Annotated in this window: 15 protein-coding genes and 2 pseudogenes; 10 read left to right on the top strand and 7 right to left on the bottom strand. The window is 71.8% G+C overall.

Going from position 1 to position 19640, the window contains the following annotated elements:
• Positions 1–105 precede the first annotated feature (105 nt).
• From ACFV0T_RS02850 to ACFV0T_RS02835, 4 genes and pseudogenes are all read left to right on the top strand, one after another.
• Positions 106–321 (top strand): RICIN domain-containing protein, encoded by a 216-nt coding sequence (locus ACFV0T_RS02850; protein ID WP_385773699.1) that lies wholly within the window; start codon positions 106–108, stop codon positions 319–321.
• Positions 322–391: 70 nt separating this feature from the next.
• Positions 392–2116, top strand: a complete 1725-nt coding sequence (locus ACFV0T_RS02845) for a DUF2264 domain-containing protein (protein ID WP_385773697.1) — start codon at positions 392–394, stop codon at positions 2114–2116.
• Positions 2113–2481: a VOC family protein gene (locus ACFV0T_RS02840; protein WP_385773695.1), complete on the top strand. Its 369-nt coding sequence runs from the start codon at positions 2113–2115 to the stop codon at positions 2479–2481. Before ACFV0T_RS02845 ends, ACFV0T_RS02840 begins: the two co-directional genes overlap by 4 nt.
• Before the next feature lie 147 nt (positions 2482–2628).
• A pseudogene (locus tag ACFV0T_RS02835) lies at positions 2629–3408 on the top strand (isocitrate lyase/phosphoenolpyruvate mutase family protein).
• Positions 3409–3475: 67 nt separating this feature from the next.
• Here ACFV0T_RS02835 and ACFV0T_RS02830 read toward each other — a convergent pair.
• The 6 genes and pseudogenes from ACFV0T_RS02830 to ACFV0T_RS02805 all read right to left on the bottom strand — a co-directional run bounded on the left by ACFV0T_RS02830 (position 3476) and on the right by ACFV0T_RS02805 (position 10537).
• Positions 3476–4060 (bottom strand): TetR/AcrR family transcriptional regulator, encoded by a 585-nt coding sequence (locus tag ACFV0T_RS02830; RefSeq protein ID WP_385773693.1) that lies wholly within the window; start codon positions 4058–4060, stop codon positions 3476–3478.
• Between the two features lie 60 nt (positions 4061–4120).
• Positions 4121–4324, bottom strand: coding sequence for a hypothetical protein (locus tag ACFV0T_RS02825; RefSeq protein ID WP_385773691.1), 204 nt, complete (start codon positions 4322–4324; stop codon positions 4121–4123).
• Between the two features lie 69 nt (positions 4325–4393).
• Positions 4394–7255, bottom strand: a complete 2862-nt coding sequence (locus ACFV0T_RS02820) for a glycoside hydrolase family 2 TIM barrel-domain containing protein (RefSeq protein ID WP_385773689.1) — start codon at positions 7253–7255, stop codon at positions 4394–4396.
• 19 nt (positions 7256–7274) lie between these two features.
• Positions 7275–7499: pseudogene (locus ACFV0T_RS02815) on the bottom strand (ABC transporter permease subunit); the annotation flags it as partial.
• Positions 7500–7927: 428 nt separating this feature from the next.
• Complete coding sequence (locus ACFV0T_RS02810; RefSeq protein ID WP_385773687.1) at positions 7928–9172, bottom strand: ROK family protein; 1245 nt, start codon at positions 9170–9172, stop codon at positions 7928–7930.
• 120 nt (positions 9173–9292) lie between these two features.
• Entirely contained in the window at positions 9293–10537 is a 1245-nt protein-coding gene (locus ACFV0T_RS02805) for an FAD-binding protein (RefSeq protein WP_385773685.1), read from the bottom strand.
• Positions 10538–10754: 217 nt separating this feature from the next.
• Here ACFV0T_RS02805 and ACFV0T_RS02800 point away from each other — a divergent pair, with 217 nt between their 5' ends.
• From ACFV0T_RS02800 to ACFV0T_RS02790, 3 genes are all read left to right on the top strand, one after another.
• Positions 10755–12110: a radical SAM protein gene (locus ACFV0T_RS02800; RefSeq protein ID WP_385773683.1), complete on the top strand. Its 1356-nt coding sequence runs from the start codon at positions 10755–10757 to the stop codon at positions 12108–12110.
• Positions 12111–12338: 228 nt separating this feature from the next.
• Positions 12339–13838, top strand: coding sequence for a cellulose binding domain-containing protein (locus tag ACFV0T_RS02795; protein ID WP_385773681.1), 1500 nt, complete (start codon positions 12339–12341; stop codon positions 13836–13838).
• A 291-nt stretch (positions 13839–14129) separates the two neighbouring features.
• A complete protein-coding gene (locus ACFV0T_RS02790; protein ID WP_385773679.1) occupies positions 14130–15812 on the top strand; it encodes an SWIM zinc finger domain-containing protein in 1683 nt (560 codons plus the stop codon).
• 173 nt (positions 15813–15985) lie between these two features.
• Here ACFV0T_RS02790 and ACFV0T_RS02785 read toward each other — a convergent pair whose 3' ends face one another.
• Positions 15986–16408: a hypothetical protein gene (locus ACFV0T_RS02785; RefSeq protein WP_385773677.1), complete on the bottom strand. Its 423-nt coding sequence runs from the start codon at positions 16406–16408 to the stop codon at positions 15986–15988.
• Positions 16409–17138: 730 nt separating this feature from the next.
• Between ACFV0T_RS02785 and ACFV0T_RS02780 the strand changes: the two genes are divergently transcribed.
• From ACFV0T_RS02780 to fmdA, 3 genes are all read left to right on the top strand, one after another.
• Positions 17139–17417: an FmdB family zinc ribbon protein gene (locus ACFV0T_RS02780; RefSeq protein WP_385773675.1), complete on the top strand. Its 279-nt coding sequence runs from the start codon at positions 17139–17141 to the stop codon at positions 17415–17417.
• Between the two features lie 88 nt (positions 17418–17505).
• Positions 17506–18141: an AmiS/UreI family transporter gene (locus ACFV0T_RS02775; protein WP_385773673.1), complete on the top strand. Its 636-nt coding sequence runs from the start codon at positions 17506–17508 to the stop codon at positions 18139–18141.
• A gap of 24 nt (positions 18142–18165) precedes the next feature.
• On the top strand, positions 18166–19416 hold the full coding sequence (gene fmdA, locus ACFV0T_RS02770) for a formamidase (protein WP_385773672.1): 1251 nt from the start codon (positions 18166–18168) through the stop codon (positions 19414–19416).
• Positions 19417–19640 lie beyond the last annotated feature (224 nt).

Here is a 19640-nt window from a genome sequence, read left to right as displayed (position 1 = left end):
GCGACGACGCTAGTCGAAGAGGCCGGCGACAGCCGCACCCGTCCGCCGGGTGAACAGATCGACGTCCGATCCGTCGACCTCCTCCGGGCGTGCCCCCACCTTTTCGTGGCGAACCAGTCCCTCTGGCAGGGCGTCGCCGTCAGCCAGTGCACCTGCAACGGCGGCGGCAACCAGAAGTGGTGGTTCAAGGACCTGGGCGGCGGCTATTACTCCCTGGTGGGCCGGGGCAGCTCCCTGTGCCTGACGGAGAACGCCACCGACGTCACCCAGGAGGACCGCACCGGCGCCACCACACCCGGCAGTGGACGCACCCGAACCTGAGCACACGTCAGGGCGCGTCCCCGCCGGGACCGGGGCGCCCCGGTTCCCCGCCGAGAGGACGACACCCCTGATGCGGCTCCCCCCGCCCGACCGCACCCTCAGCCCCCGTACCGGCCTCACCCGCGCCCACTGGGAGGCGGCCGCCGACGCTCTGCTCGCCGCGGTGGAGCCGTACGCCACCGAGGACCGTGCCCTCTACCACCTGCCCGGCGACCACGAGAGCTGGTCGGGCCGTCTCTCCGACGGCCTGGAGGGCTACGCCCGTACGCTGCTGCTGGCCGCCTTCCGGCGCGACGAGAGCGTGCTCGGGCGCTACGCCGAGGGCCTCGCGGCAGGTGCCGCGGGCGGCTGGCCACGCATCGACGACCGTGGCCAGCCCCTGGTCGAGGCCGCCTCGATCGCGCTCGCCCTGCGGCTGACGCGCCCGCTGCTCTGGGACCGCCTGGACGACGCCGTGCGACAGCGGGCCGCCGACTGGCTGGCCGACGCGCTGACCGCCGAAGCCTGGCCCTGCAACTGGGAGTTGTTCCCGGTGACCGTCGGCGGATTCCTCCAGGAGATCGGTCACGAGCCGGACGCGGCCCGCAAGGCGATCGACCACGGACTGGAACGCATCGAGGAGTGGTACGTCGGCGGCGGCTGGTACACCGACGGTGACGGACGCAAGTTCGACTACTACAACGGCTGGGCGATGCACCTCTATCCGGTGCTGCACGCCTGGCTCGCGGACGACACCCGACTGCTCGACCACTACGGCGACCGCCTGGAACACCATCTCGAGGACTACGCCCGCCTGTTCGGCGCCGACGGCGCCCCGATGCGCCAGGGCCGGTCGCTGACCTACCGCTTCGCGGCGGCGGCCCCGCTGTGGCTGGGCGCGCTGACCGGCCGTACGCCGCTGTCGCCGGGCGAGACCCGCAGGCTGGCGTCGGGCGCGCTGACGTACTTCCTCGACCGGGGCGCGGTCGACGAGCGGGGACTGCTGACGCTGGGCTGGCACGGTCCCGACGAGAGCGTCCTGCAGGGCTATTCGGGCCCGGCGTCCCCGTACTGGGCGAGCAAGGGCTTCCTCGGCCTGCTCCTGCCGCCGGACCACGCCGTGTGGACGGCGGCCGAGGAGCCCGGGCCGACGGAGCGGACCGACGCGGTGACGCCGGTCGCCGCCCCGAACTGGCTGGTGCAGTCGACCCGTTCGGACGGCCTGGTCCGGCTGCACAACCACGGCAGCGAGGACGTCCGCTACGACCCGTACTACACGCGCCTCGCCTACTCGACCGTGACGGCGCCCTCGACGTCGTACGACAACAGCGTGGTCGTCGGCCACGATCCGAGCCGCACCGGCATCGAACCGCTGGGCGTGGGCGACGGCTGGGCCGCCTCGCGGCACACGACGGCCTCCGGCGCCCGGGTCACGAGCCTCGTGCTCGCGCACGGAGCCGCGGAGGTACGGGCCCACCTGGTGGCGGGCGCGGAACCCGGCACGCCGGTGCGGCTGACCGGGTGGTCGGCGCCCGAGGGGGTCCGAGCCGAGCTGCTGCCCGCCGTGGGCCTGACCGCCGGACTCACCGGCGTCACCGGCGTCACCGGCGACGGTGACAGCCTCTTCGTGGCCCTGGCCCGGCTCACCGCCGAGCCGGATCCGGATCCGCTGCCCGGCCTGGTGTCGGTACGGGGGAGCGGAGCGGGGGAGTGGGAGGTGCGCTGGAGCCAGGGGCCCGCGCTGCGGGTACGGCTGGACCGGGACGGGGTGGACGTCGCCCCGCTTCAGAGGCGTACCGGAGAATCCCCCGCATGACTTCCGCGATCCGTCACCTCACCATCGACTGCGCCGACGCCTACGCACTCGGCAGCTCCTGGTCCCAGGTTCTGGGCCGTCCCCTGCACGCCGACGACCACCCCGGCGACCCGGAGGCACTGATCGAGGACGCGGGTCTGCTGTTCGTCACCGTGCCCGACGCCAAGACCGTCAAGAACCGCGTCCACCTGGACCTCCAGCCGCAGGACCGCACCCGCGACGAGGAGGTCGAACGGCTGCTCGCGCTCGGCGCGCAGCTGGTCGACGACCGTCGCGACGAGGACGGCACGGGCTGGGCGGTGCTGGCCGACCCGGAGGGCAACGAGTTCTGCGTGGAGCGCAGCGCGCAGGAGCGCGCGACCTGAGACAGCGGTACGGGAGCGCGCCCCGGACACTTCGGCCGGCGCCGAAGTGACGCGCGCCTAGCGTGTCGGCATGACCGACAGTTCGCAGGACGGACCCGCTCGTGCCGACGGACCGAGGCCCCGCGCCGATCTCGCGGGGGACCGCCGATGACCGCCTTCGCCGCACTGCACCACGCCGACGAGCCCCTTTTCCTGCCCAACGCCTGGGACCACGCATCCGCGCGGGCCCTGGCCGCCCGCGGTTTCCCGGCGATCGGCACGACGAGCCTGGGGATCGCCGCGGCCGCCGGGCTGCCCGACGGCGCCGCGGCGACCCGCGACTAGACCACGCGGCTCGCCGTCGCGCTCGGCTCGGAGCCGTTCCTGCTGTCGGTCGACGCGGAGGGCGGGTTCAGCGCGGACCCCGACGAGGTGGGGGAGTTCGCCCGCGAGCTGGCGGCGGTCGGGGCGGTCGGCGTCAACCTGGAGGACGGACTCGGGCCCGCCGACCTGCACGCCGCGAAGATCGCCGCGGTGAAGAGGGCCGCTCCCGGACTCTTCGTCAACGCGCGCACGGACACCTACTGGCTGGGCGACGGCGACGCCCGGGAGACCGTCTCCCGGCTGGACGCCTACCGACAGGCGGGCGCCGACGGGGTGTTCGTGCCCGGCCTCACCGATCCCCGCCGGATCGGCGCGCTGCTGCGCGTTCTCGACGTCCCCCTCAACATCCTCTACTCACCCACCGGTCCCACCGTCGCCCACCTCGCCGCGCTCGGGGTGGCCCGGATCAGCCTCGGCTCACTGCTGTACCGGCGGGCGCTGGGCGCGGCCCTGGAGACGGTCGCGGACATCACGGCCGGCCGCGCGCCCCGGGGGACGACGCCGACGTACGACGAGGTGCAGGCGTTCGGCGGCGAACCGTCTCGGCCGGGGTCCGGGCCGTGAGCCCGGCGGCGCCGTACCCCGGGTCGGTCGCCGGGTCCGTCGGTCCTCGGGTCGGCCGTTCCCCGGGTCAGTCGGCGTGCCGCTCCTCGCGGGGCCAGTGCTCCAGCGCCACGTGCAGGGCGTCGACGGCGCGGTCCCAGGACTGCTGTACGTCACGGGGGGCGCCGAAGCCGCCGCCGGCCTCCAGGGCGCAGTAGCCGTGGAAGGTGCTGCGCAGCAGGCGGACGGCGTCGGTGAGGTCGGGTTCGTCGAGGCCGTAGGCACGGAGCATGCCGTAGGTGATCTCGGCGGTGCGCAGCAGGGCCGGGGAGCCGGCCAGGAGGGACTGGTCGACGCGGATCTGGGTGGCCGCGTACCGGCCCGGGTGCTCGAGGGCGTACGCGCGGTAGGCGTTCGCGAAGGCGGCGAGGGCGTCCTTGCCGGCCCGGCCGGCGACGGCCGCCGCGATCCGGTCGATCAGTTCGCCGCCCGCGCGCAGCGCGAGCCGGGTGCGCAGGTCCTGGAGGTTCTTGATGTGCGAGTACAGACTCGCGTCCTTCACCCCGAAGTGCCGGGCCAGCGCGGACACGGTGACGTTGTCGAAGCCGGCCTCGTCGGCGAGGTCGGCGGCCGCTGCGACGACCCGGTCGGTCGTGAGGCCGGCTCGGGCCATGGGGACTGCCTCCTCTAGGTCGCTGGGCTCCATCCTAGAGGGTCTAGGCTGGAGCCCGGCCTAGGCGGCAGGCGGTCGGAGTGTCAGCCGACCGGCGCGTACGGCACGCCGGGACAGGGTGCGGCCCTTGTCGGTGCCGAACGCGGCCGAGGAGATCCTCGTCCACCCGTTCTTCTGGCCCTCCGTCAGCGTCACCGACGTCAGGTGCTCGCCGGACTCGCCGGACTCGCCGGACTCGCCGGACTCGCCGAACTCGCCGTACACGGGAACACGGCCGGCCGGCTGGGGAATCGGCCGGCCGTGCGGGGACGGGGCGGGGTGGTCAGGGGGTCATCATGTCGCTGAGAAGACGAAGGAGAACTCCGTCGGCTCGGCCCGCAGGAAGTACTGCGGGAGCGGGCCCGGGCCGCAGGACTGGGAACCGATGCCGTGCTGGCCGTGGTCGAGGTTGACCCACACCGTGTCGCCGGACGTGAGGTCGGTCAGGTGCGCCGCCAGGTCCAGCTCTTCGGTCGTCCAGCGGCGGGCGGAGAACCAGAACTCCGGCTCCCCCTCGATCCGCAGGCCGCCGATCTCCACCCAGCGGACGTCGGCACGCGCGCCGTTCTCCTGGGGGCGGACGTAGGGCGTCTGGAGGTCGTCCACGACGGAGTCCCAACGGTGCAGCAAGGACGCCGACTTGGTGTCGGGGTACGCCTCGCCGGGACCGCCGCCGTACCAGCGCACCCGGTCCGCCGAACCCGGGAGTCCGAGGCGGACGCCGAGCCGGGGCAGCGGCAGCGTCCAGTGCCCCTCGGGGGTGACGGACACGGTCAGCCGCAGCCGGTCCCCGTCCGAGGTCCAGCGGTACACGGTGCGCAGGCCCAGGTCCCGGGCGGCCGGTGCCACCCGGGTCCGTACGGTGAGCGCGTCGTCGTCCGACTCCATTTCGTCCAGTCGGTGTTGCATGCGGTGCAGGCCCAGCTTGCGCCACAGCACGCCGTGACGGGCGTCCGACTGCCAGGCGGCGCCGTCGTCGTTGTCGGTGGTCGCCCGCCACACGTCCAGGCGCGGCCCGCCGACCTCCACCCCGCCGACCGATGTCAGCGTGCCGGTACGGGCGTCGAAGACACCCGGGCCGAGGGAGATCCGCTCCTCGGCGAGCACGGGCCGTCGGGTGGCCGCCAGGGACACGGCGGGGCGGGCCGTGACGGGGAACTGGCCCCAGGCGACCACATGGCCCTCGGGCGCCCACGGGGTGTCGGCCGCGAGCAGCGCCCGTACCGTGCACCGTGTCTCCGCGCCCCGCGCGCCCTCGGGCGGCCGCGGCAGCTTCACGTCGGCCGACTCGCCCGCCGCCAGCGCCGGCACGGACAGCGGGCCCGTCTCGACGTCCTCGCCGTCCACCTGGTAGGACCAGGTGAAGGCGAGCGCGGCGAGGTCGGCGAAGTCGTGCTTGTTGGTCACGCGCACGGTACCGTCCGAGCCGCCCTCGATGCGGACCGGCTCGATCACCTTCTTGTACTCGACGAGGCCGGGGGAGGGCTGCCGGTCGGGGAACACCAGCCCGTCACAGACGAAGTTGCCGTCGTGCAGCTCCTCACCGAAGTCGCCGCCGTAGGCGAAGCCCAGCTCCGGGTGCCGGATGCCATGGTCGATCCACTCCCACACGAAGCCGCCCTGCAACCGCTCGTACTTCTCGAACAGTTCCTGGTAGTCGGCGAGTCCGCCGGGGCCGTTGCCCATGGCGTGCGCGTACTCGCACTGGATGAAGGGGAGTTCGCGGCGCTTGCCCGGTCCGCCGTCGTCGCCCCGGCCGATCTCCTCGAGCTCGGCGTGGAAGACGTACATCCGTGAGTACAGGTCGGTGTCCCGGCAGGTGCGGTCGCCCTCGTAGTGCACGAGTCGCGAGGAGTCCCGGCCGTGGATCCACTCGGCCATCGCGCTCAGACCGCGCCCGGTGCCGGCCTCGTTGCCGAGGGACCAGACGACGACGGACGGGTGGTTCTTGTCCCGCTCGACCATGCGGGCCGCGCGGTCCAGCAGCGCCGGGGTCCACCGGTCGTCGTCGACCGGGTTGTTCCGCCAGCCCTGCTCGGTGAAGCCGTGGGTCTCCAGGTCGCACTCGTCGATCACCCACAGGCCGTACTCGTCGCACAGGTCGAGGAAGGCCGGGTGCGGCGGGTAGTGCGAGGTGCGGACGGCGTTGATGTTGTGCCGCTTCATCAGCAGCACGTCCGCCCGCATGGTCTCCAGGTCGAGGGCGCGGCCCCGCTCCGGGTGCCACTCGTGCCGGTTGACGCCCTTGAAGAGGACCGGCCGCCCGTTGACCTTGAGCAGGCCGTCCGCGAGCCGCACGGTCCGGAACCCGATCCGCAGCGGCACCCGTTCGCCCTCGGTGACCAGTACGCCGTCGTACAGCCGGGGTGTCTCCGCCGTCCACGGCCGCACCGGGACCGTCACCGGCTCGCCGGTGCTGACATCGATGTCGAGGTCGGGCACGGACACCCGGCCGTCGACGTCGGAGTCGACGCGCAGGGTGCCCTCGCCCGTGACGTGGTCGTAGGAGGCATGCACGAAGAAGTCGAGGGCGCTGCCCGCCGGACGGTGCAGCAGGGTGACGTCACGGAAGATGCCTGGCAGCCACCACTGGTCCTGGTCCTCCAGGTACGAGCCCGCCGACCACTGGTGGACGCGGACCGCGAGCACGTTCCCGGCGGGCTTCAGCAGGTGCCCGACCGCGAACTCGTGCGCCAGCCGGGAGCCCTTGAACTCGCCGATGTCCGTGCCGTTCAGCCAGACCCGGGCGCACGACTCCACGCCGTCGAAGCGCAGCACCGCACCGCCGTCCGCGGGGTCGGGCCAGTCCGCGGGCAGGTCGAAGAACCGCAGGTGGTCGCCGGTCGGGTTGTCCGTCGGGACGTGCGGCGGGTCGACCGGGAAGGGGTAGAGGTGGTTGGTGTAGACGGGCGAACCGTGCCCCTGGAGCACCCAGTGCCCCGGGACCGTCACCTCCGCCCAGTCCCCGTAGTCGTAGTCCTCCTCGGTGAAGGAGTCGTCCTGCGCGTCGGCGGTCGGCGACAGCCGCAGGCGCCAACTGCCGTTGAGGGAGAGTGACGAGGCGTCCGAGGACGCGTACCAGGCGCGGGGCGGCAGGAGCCCGCTGCCCGGTGCGACGTCCTCGACGTAGTCGATGGCGGAGGTGCGGAAAGACATCGTTCTCCAGATCTCGAGAAGCGCCGGGGCCCTGGCCGATGACCAGCGGCCAGAGGAAGGAGTTCCCCTCGTTGATGAAGGTGATGGCGGCGATCGCCGCGAAGAAGTTCAGCGAGTCGGGCACCACGACGCGCCAGTACGCGCCCCGGTAGCCGAGCCCGTCCACGCGCGCCGCCTCCTCCAGCTCCTTCGGGAACCCGAGGAAGTACTGCCGGAACAGGAAGCAGGTGAAACCACTGAAGAGGCGAGAGGAGGGCGGCGAGGCCGGTTGCGAGGTACAGGCCAGTGGAGCTCATGACCCCGCCGCGCCCCGCTGCGCCGTGCCGCACGCGCCGCGACCGGCCGGACGGCGGGGCCGTCCTCCTCGGCTCGGGTGCGATCCAGGTCACCTGGACTCCGCACGCCTTCCCAGTCGGACGACGTCTGTTCGAAGAGTTGCATCCGGTCCGGAGTCACGAACAGGGTTCTTTAGCACGGGAGTTGAAGACTCCCGGTCCAGTCCCCGCGGCCCTCGGTTCAGGCCCCCGCGGCCTCGGTCCGGAGTCGGCTACCGGATGGCCCGGCCCTGCTCGGTCCCGGCGTCGCAGGTGTACGGGACCGCCTCGCGCGACCGCGGCTGCCGCAGGACGGAACGGATCTGTCGGTGTGCGTCGACGTGCATCCCTTCCGTCGTCATGCAGGGGGCGCGGTACGGCTCCTTGCGGGCGTGGTGCGCCTGGTGAGCCGCTGGCCCACCGACTGCAGGGCCCCTTCGAGAGCGAAGGTCGCCGCTCCCAGGCACACCGGGTCGGTGGGGATGGGGGAGAGGACGATCTCGGTCGCGGCCAGCGGACGCCGCAGCGCGTGCCGGGCGACGGCCGCGCGTACCTCGCGGACCAGCGGTTCGCCGAGCCGGGCGGCGACCCAGCTGCTCAGCACGACCACCTCGGGGTTGAGGAGGTTGACCAGGTCGGCGACGGCGGCGGCGAGGTAACGGGCGGTGTCCCGGACCACCTTGACCGCGACCGGGTCGCCGTCGGCCACGCCCCGGGCCAGCGCGTCGACGGTGGCGGTCTGGTCCTCGGGGTGCAGCAGGGGGCTGCGCGGGCTCAACTCCCGCAGATTCAGCATGATTCCGGGCGCCCCGACGTACGTCTCCACGCAGCCGTGGTTGCCGCAGTGGCACAGCCGCCCGTCCAGCACGAGCGTGGTGTGACCCCACTCGCCGGCGCTGTTGCTGACGCCCCGGTGCAGTCCGCCGCCCAGGAGGAGCCCGGCGCCCACACCGGTGCCGAGGTTGACCACCACGGCGTCCCCGCGGCCCCGCGCGGCCCCGAACCACAGCTCGGCGACCGCGCAGGCGCGCAGCGGATTGTCCAGGTACAGCGGGTACGCGAGGTGTTCGCCGAGCAGGTCGAGCAACGGCACGTCGTGCCAGTCCCAGTTGGGCGCGTACTCCGAGACCCCGTTGTCGCGGTCCACCTGCCCCGGCACGCTCACCCCGACGCCGAGGACACGGGCCGCCTCGACCCCGGCCTGCGCGACCACCGAGCCGACGGCGGCGGCGACATGGCTGACCACCTGCTCCGGCAGGCTCTCACCGGGGCGCATGTCCTCCTCCGCGCGGGCCAGCACGTTCAGCGCGAGGTCGAACAGTTCGACATGGACGTACGTCTCGGCGATGTCGACGCCGATCAGCGCGCCGCCGGAGGTGTCGACGGCCACCAGACCCCGGGGACGCCCGCCCGCCGAGTCCTCGAAACCGACCTCCGTGATCATGCGCAGGTCGAGCAGCTCACCGACGAGGGTGGCGACCGTGGCGAGACTGAGCCCGGTCGCGCTCGCCAGCTCCTGCCGCGAGGTGGGGGACGCGGCGATGATCTGGCGCAGCACCTCGTAGCGGTTGGCGGTGCGGATGTCACGTGAGGTGCGCTTCACCGGAGCCCCTCCCTTCCGGTCCGGGGCCGGGGCCACCTCGGCACCGGCGCCGCGTCAGGCTATGGGGCCACCGAGGCTTTCGACAAGGGTTAGGAAAGGGGGTTTATTAAGTGCATCAAGTCAGTCGCCCAGAACGTCCCGCACGAAGGCGTTGGTGAACTTACCGGCCGGGTCCAGCTCCCGCGCCAGCGCCCGGAAGTCACCGAGCCGCGGGTAGCGGCCCCGCACCACGTCCGCCGGCACGGTGTGCACCTTGCCCCAGTGCGGCCGCGGCTCGAAGGCGTCCAGCGCCTCCTCCACCCGCCGCACCACCGGCAGCACCACGTCCGTGTCCTCGACCCAGGTGAAGTGCAGGGCCACGGTGTCCCGCCCGTACGCGGGGCTCAGCCACTGCTCGTCGGCGGCCACGGTGCGCACCTCGCAGGTCTGGAGCACGGGCGCCACGGCCGTCCGGATCGCGTCCAGCGCGTGCAGCGCGTCCAGGGCCCGGGCCCGCGGCAGCAGGTACTCCGACTGGAGCTCGGCACCGCTGCTGGGCGTGAACTCCGCACGGAAGTGCGGCAGCCGCTCGTGCCACGGCCCCGGCACCCCGAACTGCTGCGTGCAGTTGACCGCGGGCATCCCCGGCACCGGGTGCAGCGCCTCGGTGGCGGGCACGGCCCACGGGAAGTCGGCGAGCGGCTGGTCGGTGCGCCGCTTGAGCCACACCTGCCGGAAACCGGGCTCGCGCCAGTCGGTGAACAGGCTCACGCTGTACGCCGCCGCGGCCACCGTCTCGAAGTCCAGCCCGGCGAGCGGGAGTTCGGTGAACAGATGCTGCTCGACCTCGAAGGAGGGTGCCAGGTCGAGGGTGAGCGCGCTGACGACGCCCAGGGCGCCCAGCGAGGTGACGGACCCACCGAACCGCGCGTCCCCGCGCCCGATGACCGTCGTCGACCCGTCGGCCGTGACGATCTCCACCTCTCGCACGGGTGCGGCGAGCGGGCCGTTGCCGACCCCCGAGCCGTGGGTGCCGGTCGCCACGGATCCGGCCACGGAGATGTGCGGCAGCGACGCCATGTTCGGCAGCGCGAATCCGTGCCCGTGCACCTGACGGGCGAGCTCCGCGTACCGGACGCCGCCGCCGACCCGTACCGTGCGGGCGGTGGTGTCGACGTCGATCTCGACAGGCAGCGCGTCGAGCGAGAGCAGCACTCCGTCGGCCCCGGGCTCGGCGATCTCGTTGAACGAGTGCCCGCTGCCCAGCACCCGCACCCGCGCGCTCTCCGCCACGACCGCGCGCACCTCGTCCGACGAGCGCGGGCGGCGCACCTCCTTGGCGGCGTACGTGATGTTGCCCGCCCAGTTGCTGACGGTCTCGGCCATGCGGTCGTCCCTCCGGAGGAGATCGGGATCCAGGGTTCCTCGGTGAACCTACCGTGGCGACCTGGCCGGTCACGGCCGGGAAGGGGCCGCGTCGGCCGGAGTCGGAAATCGGCGTTGTGTCCGGTCTGCGCGCCACGCGGGGGGACCCGGCACCGGCTGCCCGGGACCGTGGGCATACCGTGAGGAGTCGTACACCCGAGCCGGAGGAGAAGTCGGGATGGACAGCCGTACCGCGCTGGTCGAGGATCTGATGGAGCGCTTTCCGCATGTGCCGCGGGAGGCGGTCTTCAAGGAGGACCTGCTCCGGGGCGGCGTCGCGTTCGACCCGTCGGCCCTGAGCGACAACGAGGACGGCGAGGTCAAGCCGAAGTCGTACTTCATCTTCTCGTTCGACCACGGCACCCTGCCCGAGCTGGGAGAGGCCGCGCTGCGGCGGCCGCCGGAGGAGATCATCCTCACCGGCGGACCGTACGGCCTGCGGCGGACCGTCGTCTCCGTGCGCGTGAACCCGGCTTCGCCGTACCGCGTGGCCGCCGACGAGGAGGGGCAGCTCGGGCTCTACCTCGACGGCGCGCGTGTGGCCGATGTCGGCGTGCCGCCCATGCCCGAGTACTACCGGCACACCCTCTCCAACGGGAAGTCCGTCATGGAGGTGGCGCCCACCATCCAGTGGGGCTACCTGATCTACCTGACCGTCTTCCGGGTCTGCCAGTATTTCGGCGCCAAGGAGGAGTGCCAGTACTGCGACATCAATCACAACTGGCGCCAGCACAAGGCGGCCGGGCGGCCGTACACGGGCGTCAAGGACGTGGAGGAGGTCCTGGAGGCGCTCGAGATCATCGACCGCTACGACACCCAGAAGGCGTCCACCGCGTACACCCTCACCGGCGGCGCGATCACCAAGACCGTCGCGGGCCGCGACGAGGCCGACTTCTACGGGCACTACGCCAAGGCCATCGAGGAGCGCTTCCCGGGGCGCTGGATCGGCAAGGTCGTGGCGCAGGCGCTGCCGAAGGACGACGTGCAGCGGTTCAAGGACTACGGAGTGCAGATCTACCACCCCAACTACGAGGTGTGGGACCGCCGGCTGTTCGAGCTGTACTGCCCGGGCAAGGAGCGCTACGTCGGCCGCGACGAGTGGCACAAGCGGATCCTCGACTCGGCGGAGATCTTCGGCGCGCGCAATGTGATCCCCAACTTCGTGGCCGGCGTGGAGATGGCCGAGCCCTTCGGGTTCACCACGGTCGACGAGGCCATCGCGTCCACCACCGAGGGCCTGCGCTTCTTCATGTCGCACGGCATCACGCCCCGCTTCACGACCTGGTGCCCGGAGCCCACGACTCCGCTCGGCAAGGCCAACCCGCAGGGCGCGCCGCTGGAGTACCACATCCGGCTGCTGGAGGCCTACCGCGCCACGATGGACGAGTTCGGCCTGTCCTCCCCGCCCGGCTACGGCCCTCCCGGCCCCGGCAACGCGGTGTTCTCCGTGAGTTCCTTCATGGACAGCCTGCCCGCGGCGGAATCCACCGGGGAATCCGTGCCGGAATCCACGGAGGGGATCGCGTCGGTGTGACGCGTGAGGCGAACGGTGAGTGGAAGCGCGGTCGCAATCCGTACAGTGGGACGGAGTTGAGGGTCCCCGTACCGGGCCGGCCGACCGCGCGACCGCACGTCATGACATCTGAACAGGGCGCTTGTCAGTTGTGACGGAGACGTGAAAGGCTCGGGCTCTGCCGCGAGGTTCCCCCCAACTCCTCTACCTCTATGGTGAGTTGACCTTGCTTGTGGATGCAGGAGACCCATGCCCGACCTGCCGACCCCCAAAGACGCCGCCGAGGCCGCACTGTTCTCGGAGTGCTGGGACGCGGTCCTTTCCTACGCCGACCTCTGCACGGCCGGTTCCACCGCGGCCCAGCAACTGGCCAGGGACGCGTTCGCACTCGGCATCCGCGAGGCCCGCGAGAGCGAGGCGGGGACCCGGCGCGGCGCCGGCCGCCGCCCCTCCGGCCTGCCCCGGATCCCCCTGCTGCTGACCGCCGTACGCACCACGGCGGCCGCCTGGGAGGTTGCCGGGCAGGGGCACAAACTCGACCCCGACCTGCGCCTGTGGCTCAACTCGGACAAGGCCGCCCGCTACACCGGACCGCCGCTGCGCCGCCCCGTCGCGCTGCGCGGCCTGCGCGACATGCAGGAGCCGGACGCGGCGCTGCTGTGGCTCGCGGAGGTGGAGGCGCTGCCGCTGCGGGCGGTGGCCCGCAGGCTCGGCCTCGACCCGGCCGCCGCGACCGAGGAACTCAACCAGGTGCGCGGCCTGTTCCGCGACCGCTGCCACCGCAACCACCTCGACACGCCGCTCGACACGGAGTGCCGCAGCTATGTCCGGCTGCTGGACGCGGTCACCCGCTCGCCCTCGGCCGACACCCCCGAGGACCTCTCCCGGCACCTCGCCACCTGCGTGGAGTGCGCCGAGGCCGCCGCCTGTCTGCGGCTGCACGGGGGCGGACTGCCCGCCGCCCTCGCCGGCGGAGTGATCGGCTGGGGCGGCCTCGCCTATCTGGAGCGCCGCCGCCGGGCCGTCGAGGTGCGCCTCGGCGCCCCCCGCCCCGACGACAAGGACACGGAGCGCGAGGAGCCCAAGGCCGGCGCCCACAAGGCGCGCGTGGTGCGCAACGGACTTCTCGTGGCCGCTGTCCTGGTCTCCGTGCTCGCGCTCGCCGTGTCGCTGATGCCCTTCGACGGCAACGGCGACGACATCGCCACGGCCGTCGGCGACGACCGTCAGCCGGTCGCCGACCCCCGCCCCTCCTCGCTGCCGTCCGCCGGCGCCACCGCGTCCGCCTCGGCGGCCCCCGGCTCCGACTCCCCGCGCCCCTCCGCCGGCGCCACGTCGGCCACGCCCCGCCACGACAAGCCCGACACGGAGCCCCAGGGCACCTCCACGTCCACCGCGGCCGGCAACGCGCCCGACCCCGGGGTGAGCCAGGCGCCGGTCTGCCACGTCCGGTACCACCTCGACACCGAGTGGCCCGACGGCTTCCAGTCCACGGTCACCGTGACCACCACCCAGGCCCTCGCCTCCTGGCAGGTCGCCTGGTCCTTCCGGGACGGGCAGCGGGTCGGCCAGATGTGGGACGCGACCGTCGCCCAGAACGGCTCCCGCGTCACCGCCACCGCCGCCGACTACAACAAGTCGGTCCCCGCGGACGGCACCCTCGCCTTCGGCTTCCTCGGCTCCTGGCAGGACAAGAACTCGGCCCCGTACGACTTCACGCTCAACGGCCACGACTGCGCCCGGTCCTGAGACGCGGGGGACGCCCTGTCCGGGGCGAGCGGATGACCGACGGCGGTGGTCGGCAGGGCTTCGCGCCGGACGACGAGGTGCGGGAACTCGCCTCGGCGGCACCGGCCGCACGGGCCGCGCTGCCGACGGACTGAGCGGCCTCCGCGGGGCCCCGTGGCCGAGGCGGCGGGCGTCCGCCCCGTGTGTTGCGTACGGCGCACGCTCCGGGACCCAGGACCGGCGACCTCGCCCGCGGCAGGACCCTGCGCCAACCGTGCGGACGCCGCCTCGCTCCTCCGGTTGAATACCTCTGTGGCAGCGGACTTGGACTTCGACGAGGACGACCTGCGGGCGCTGGCCGGGGCACGCTCCTTCGACCGGGGCCGGGGGTATCTGGCGGCGGTGACCGCCGTGGAGGTGGGCGACGGCTGGATCACGGCCACCGTCCACGGGACGGACGTCTACCAGGCGGAACTGACCCTCGACAGGCCCGACGGCCTCGCGGGGGAGTGCGACTGCCCGTACGGCGTGGAGGGCAACTTCTGCAAGCACCTGGTCGCCCTGGGGCTGACCGTGCTCGCCGAGCCGGAGGCGGTGCCGCGGCAGCGCGGGCGGGCCCGCGCCCGGGCCCAGGAGCTGGACGCGTGGCTGGCCGCGCTCACCGGGGACGAACTGCTCGCCCTGGTACGGGAACAGGTCGCCGGGGACCGGCAGTTGGCGCGCCGGCTGGAACTGCGGGCGGCGAGCGCCCGAGGCGACCTGGCCGAGGTCCGCACCCGGATCCGGGAACTGTTCGACACCGCCCCCTTCGCACGGTACGGCTATGTCGAGGACGCCGATGCCCGCGCCTACGGCGCACAGGCCGCGCAGGCGGTGGCGGCGATCGCCGCGCTGACCGCCGCCGGGCGGCCCGCGGAGGCGATCACCCTGTCCCGGGAGGCGATGCGACTGCTGAGCGAGGCGCAGGACGCGATCGACGACTCCGACGGCCACCTGGGCCGTATCGGATCCGCGCTCGCCGAGGCCCACCTCGACGCGTGCCGCGCGGGCCGCCCCGACCCGGACGAGACCGCGCGGTGGCTGGTCGGCCATCTGCTTGGCGAGCTGGACGACCTCACCGGCGTCGACCTCCCCGACTACGAGGACGTCCTCGGCGCGCAAGGCGCCCTGCGAGTGAAGGAGTTGGCGACTTCGGCCTGGCGCCGCAACCGCACCGGCTGGGCGGAGAAACACCTGATGGAGCTGCTGGCCCAGGCGGAAGGAGACATCGACGGATGGGTCGCCGTGCACGCGGCCGACCTCGCCCCGGACGGCAGCACCCACCTGGCCGTCGCCCGCGCGCTGGACAGCGCCGGCCGCCCGGACGAGGCCCTGCGCTGGGCCGAGCGCGGTGTCGAGGAGTCGCCCGCCGACAGCACCCCCGACCTCGCCCTGATCGACTACCTCTGCGACCGCTACACCCGCGCCGACCGGCTTCCCGACGCCGTCGCCCTGCGCCGCGTCCACTTCGCGGGCCACCGCACGCTGGCCGCGTACCGACAACTGCGAACGGCGGCCCGGGCGACCGGCCGCTGGCAGGCCGAGCGGGAACAGGCGCTCGCGCTGCTGCGCAAGGACGCCGGACAGCGCCGGCAGTCCTGGCACGGCGGCCCGGTCCTGGTCGACGCCCTGCTCGACGACGGTGACGTCGACGCCGCATGGCGGGCGGCGGCCGAGACCCGCGCGCACGACCGGCAGTGGCTCGCCCTCGCCGACCGGGCCCGCGCCGCTCGTCCCGCCGACGCGCTCACGGTCTACCTGCGGCTGGCCGAACCGCTCGGGAAACAGACCGGCAACGCCGTCTACGAGCAGCTGACCGGTCTGCTGCTCGGCATGCGTGACTGCCATCGGCTGCTGGGCACCGAGGCCGAGTTCACCGCGCACCTCGCCGCTCTGCGGGCCGGTCAGCGGCGCAAGCGGAACCTGATGCGGCTCCTCGACCAGCACGGCCTGTGACCGCCGACGCGGTCCTGCGCGCGGACACCGCGTTCGCCACCTCGCACGATCCGCCGCAGCGGCAGGCGGCGGTGTGGTGACAGCCGGCCCGGATCACCGAGAGCGGGGTGGCATGACCCTCGGTGATCAGGCGCTGTCTCGATCCGGCCGGGCCACGGGAGGCCCAGGGCGCGTCAGAGCTTCCCGCCGATCTCGCAGGCCTGGCACGGCGGCCGTCCGCAGGTGCACTGCATGAGGGCGTCGAGGACCTCGTGGTCGTGGTAGAGGCACTCGTCCTTGCAGGTGTGCCGCGGGATGAATCCTGCCGGGATCTCGCCGGGCCACGGCTCGTGGCCCTCCCGGCAGCGGACGAACCGCTCGGGATCGGCGGAGTGCAGTTCGTGCATGCTCGACCGTGCCTCGTCCTCCAGCTCACGCACTCGCTCCACCAGAGCCTTGAGCTCGGTGGCGATGCCGGAATACCGGTCGGCGCCGGTCCTCACGTGCGCGGCCCGCAGAGCCATCGCTGCGTTTCCCAAAAACCGGCCGGCATCCTGAAGGTCGGTCACGTGGTGCATCTGAATTCCGGTCACGCCCCGGACCCACACTGCGTCCATGCTCACTGATCCACCTTCCCGGCGTTCGCCTGGTTTTCTTACGAGAGATTAGGCGCGGCGCCGGTATCTCCGATAATGCAAAGCAACTATTAATGGACGCTAAAGCCCTGGCCCGTGCCCGTCCAGTAAATTGTTCGTGAATCGGCTCACAGCCGGGGTGATGGATCTTCTTGAATCTTCCGTCGAATTCCTGTCCGCCGGGCGCTCACCCCGCCCGTGCCGGTCGTCCGGCGACCGTGCATGAGCTCGCTCACGTGCCGGCGAACCCTCCGCCCCGGAACAGGGCGCGCCTGCACCGAGAGTGCCGACCCGGACACGTGCGGCGCTCAACCGGAGACGTGGACGGCGAACGCCGTCCACGGGAAATGTTTGCCCCGGCGCCCGGAACGCACCGCCGGAGCAGGTCGTGACCATTGCCGGCGTCGGTTTCCGCGGCGTCTGCGCGACGTTCTCCACATTCAGTTACGAGTTGTTCCACTGTGTGAGAAAGGGCAGGTCGGCAGTTCCTTGCTGTATGCCGTTCCGAGTCTCACGGCGGGTCTTTCGGCAGCGGCGGCGACGCTCGTCATCGGTTCGTTCCGAGAAGGTCCGTGCCCGGCCGCCCGGCACTTGACACGTGGATTTACGAGACGTCTCCTTGAAGGTAGGAAATGCGCTGTCGCGTGCGCTACTTGGGGCGCACCGCACGCACTCGGGTTGGCCCGTGTCCACCGGCGTCCGGAGGCTGCTGATGGCGACCTACGAATACCTGTGCAGTCGCTGTGGGGCGTTCGAGGTGAAATTGCCGATCGGTACAGCGCCCACTGGTTTCGGCTGTCCTGCTTGTGCAGGTAATGCGAAACGCGTCTACTCCTCGCCAGGCTTCGCGCGGACCTCACATGCGGTCGCCTCCCTCCATGCTCGGGAGGATCGGTCCCGTGAGGTGCCGGAAGTTGTCTCCGAAGTGCCGTCACGCGGGCGAGTGCAACAGCAGGCGCACCCTTCGCTCTCGCGGTTGCCGCGTCCCTGAGGGCGCCGGCCGACAGGAGTCGAGCCGTAGTCGGCGGCCCGGGTGCGCCGCGATATCGCTCCCTACGCGGACTTAGGAGGTGCGTCCCGTGGGAAATGTGGGGCTGCTCTTCGTCGGTGCGGTGCTCTACGTGAACGGGCTGTTGCTGCTGGGGAAGGTCGACGCCAAGTCCGCAGCAGTGTTCAACCTCTTCGTGGGTGGACTGCAGGTGTTGACGCCGACCTATCTCATCTTCACGGCAGGCGACGACTCCATGAAGATTCTGGCGGCATCAGGGATTTACCTGTTCGGATTCACCTACCTGTATGTGGGGATTGTGCTGCTCGCCGGAATCGACAACATCTGCGTCGGCTACTACTCCCTCTTCGTGGCGATCGTGGCCCTGGGGTATTCGTTCGCCAACTTCCACCTCTTCAAGGACTACCCGTTCGGAGTCATCTGGCTCTACTGGTCCTTCCTGTGGTTCCTGTTCTTCCTGCTGCTCGGTCTCAAGAAGACGGAGTTGTCCGACTATGTGGGCTGGGTGACGGCGATCGAGGGCTGGGTCACGGGTGTCATTCCCGCGGCGCTGCTGCTCTCCGGTTACTGGAAGCACACCACGGAGATCGCCATCGCCCTCGGTGTCTTCGGTGTCGTCGTGTTCGCGGCACTGTGGCCGCTCACCAGGAAATCGCGGCAGCCGGCCCCGGCCGGATCGGCCGGAAGCACGGGCACAACGTCCTGACCGGATCGAAAGTGAGAGGCTGTCATGCCCGAAGTCGTATTCAGTGTGGACCAGAGCAAGTCGATGCGAGAGCAGGACGTTCCCGGACACAACAGGTGGCACCCGGACGTCCCCGCCGCCGCCATGGTGAAGCCGGGATCGGAGTTCCGTATGGAATGCCGTGACTGGACCGACTGCCAGGTCGGGAACAACGACTCCGCCAACGACGTACGTGACATCGACCTGACCATCCCCCACATGCTCAGCGGCCCCATAGGCGTGGAGGGCGCCGAACCCGGCGACCTGCTCGTCCTCGACATCCTCGACCTGGGCCCCGTGCCGCAGCAGACAGGCGACGCGGCGGGCCAGGGCTGGGGCTACACCGGCATCTTCGCCAAGGCCAACGGAGGTGGCTTCCTGACCGACTATTTCCCGGACGCCTACAAGGCGGTATGGGACTTCCACGGACAGCAGGCCGTCTCCCGCCACCTTCCCGGGATCCGCTTCACCGGAATCACCCACCCCGGGCTGTTCGGAACAGCCCCGTCCGCCGAGATGCTCGCCCGCTGGAACGCCCGCGAGCAGGCGCTGATCGACACCGACCCGAACAGGGTCCCCCCGCTCGCCGTACCGCCCGACGCCGTCAACGCACTCGCCGGCACGGCCACCGGAGACGTCGCGCGGCGCATCGGCGCGGAAGGCGCGCGCACGGTGCCGGCCCGCGAGAACGGAGGAAACCACGACATCAAGAACTTCACGCGCGGTTCGCGGGTCTTCTACCCCGTACACGTCAAGGACGCCAAGCTGTCGGGAGGCGACCTGCACTTCAGCCAGGGCGACGGGGAGATCACCTTCTGCGGCGCCATCGAGATGGGCGGCTTCATCGACTTCCACGTCGACCTGATCAAGGGCGGCATGGAGACGTACGGCATCTCCACCAACCCGGTGTTCATTCCGGGCAACGTCGAGCCGAGGTACACGGAGTTCCTCACCTTCATCGGGATCTCCGTCGACCACGACACGGACACGAACTACTACCTGGACGCGACGCTGGCCTACCGCCGGGCCTGCCTCAACGCCGTCGAGTACTTCAAGAGGTTCGGCTACAGCGGAGAGCAGGCCTACCTGCTGCTCGGCTCGTCCCCCATAGAGGGACGTATCAGCGGCATCGTCGACATCCCCAATGCGTGCTGCTCGCTGTACGTACCCACCGCCATGTTCGATTTCGAGGTCCGGCCCAGCGCCGCCGGCCCGATGAAGGCCGACCGCGGTCGGTGCGCGCTGTCCACCTCCTGACCTGACCCCCGCCACGGCCCCGCGGTCCCGGTTGCGGCTCGGCCCTGCACGTCATCGCCGTTCGCCGGAGCCGAGACGGCGGGCTGCGGCCCGGAGCTCGTCCACGCAGGAAGACGTCCGCCGTGCAGCGTGAGTTCCGCCGCACGGCGGGCGCTTCGGCGAAAAAGAGTTGGTCTTCGGCCGAGACGTGCGGCTAGGGTTGCCCATGTCCCGCGACGGCCAGT

This window comes from Streptomyces sp. NPDC059582 (assembly GCF_042735715.1).
Taxonomy (GTDB): domain Bacteria; phylum Actinomycetota; class Actinomycetes; order Streptomycetales; family Streptomycetaceae; genus Streptomyces.
Note: the sequence above shows the minus strand (reverse complement) of the source record. Positions and strands in the feature narration are given on the sequence as shown.

Excerpts from the sequence above, each read along its gene's own strand:
- fmdA (WP_385773672.1), top strand. The coding sequence starts at position 18,166 with ATGCCCGAAGTCGTATTCAGTGTGGACCAGAGCAAGTCGATGCGAGAG.
- ACFV0T_RS02795 (WP_385773681.1), top strand. The coding sequence starts at position 12,339 with ATGCCCGACCTGCCGACCCCCAAAGACGCCGCCGAGGCCGCACTGTTC.
- ACFV0T_RS02805 (WP_385773685.1), bottom strand. The coding sequence starts at position 10,537 with ATGGCCGAGACCGTCAGCAACTGGGCGGGCAACATCACGTACGCCGCC.
- ACFV0T_RS02845 (WP_385773697.1), top strand. The coding sequence starts at position 392 with ATGCGGCTCCCCCCGCCCGACCGCACCCTCAGCCCCCGTACCGGCCTC.
- ACFV0T_RS02830 (WP_385773693.1), bottom strand. The coding sequence starts at position 4,060 with ATGGCCCGAGCCGGCCTCACGACCGACCGGGTCGTCGCAGCGGCCGCC.
- ACFV0T_RS02800 (WP_385773683.1), top strand. The coding sequence starts at position 10,755 with ATGGACAGCCGTACCGCGCTGGTCGAGGATCTGATGGAGCGCTTTCCG.
- ACFV0T_RS02785 (WP_385773677.1), bottom strand. The coding sequence starts at position 16,408 with ATGGACGCAGTGTGGGTCCGGGGCGTGACCGGAATTCAGATGCACCAC.
- ACFV0T_RS02820 (WP_385773689.1), bottom strand. The coding sequence starts at position 7,255 with ATGTCTTTCCGCACCTCCGCCATCGACTACGTCGAGGACGTCGCACCG.
- ACFV0T_RS02840 (WP_385773695.1), top strand. The coding sequence starts at position 2,113 with ATGACTTCCGCGATCCGTCACCTCACCATCGACTGCGCCGACGCCTAC.
- ACFV0T_RS02780 (WP_385773675.1), top strand. The coding sequence starts at position 17,139 with ATGGCGACCTACGAATACCTGTGCAGTCGCTGTGGGGCGTTCGAGGTG.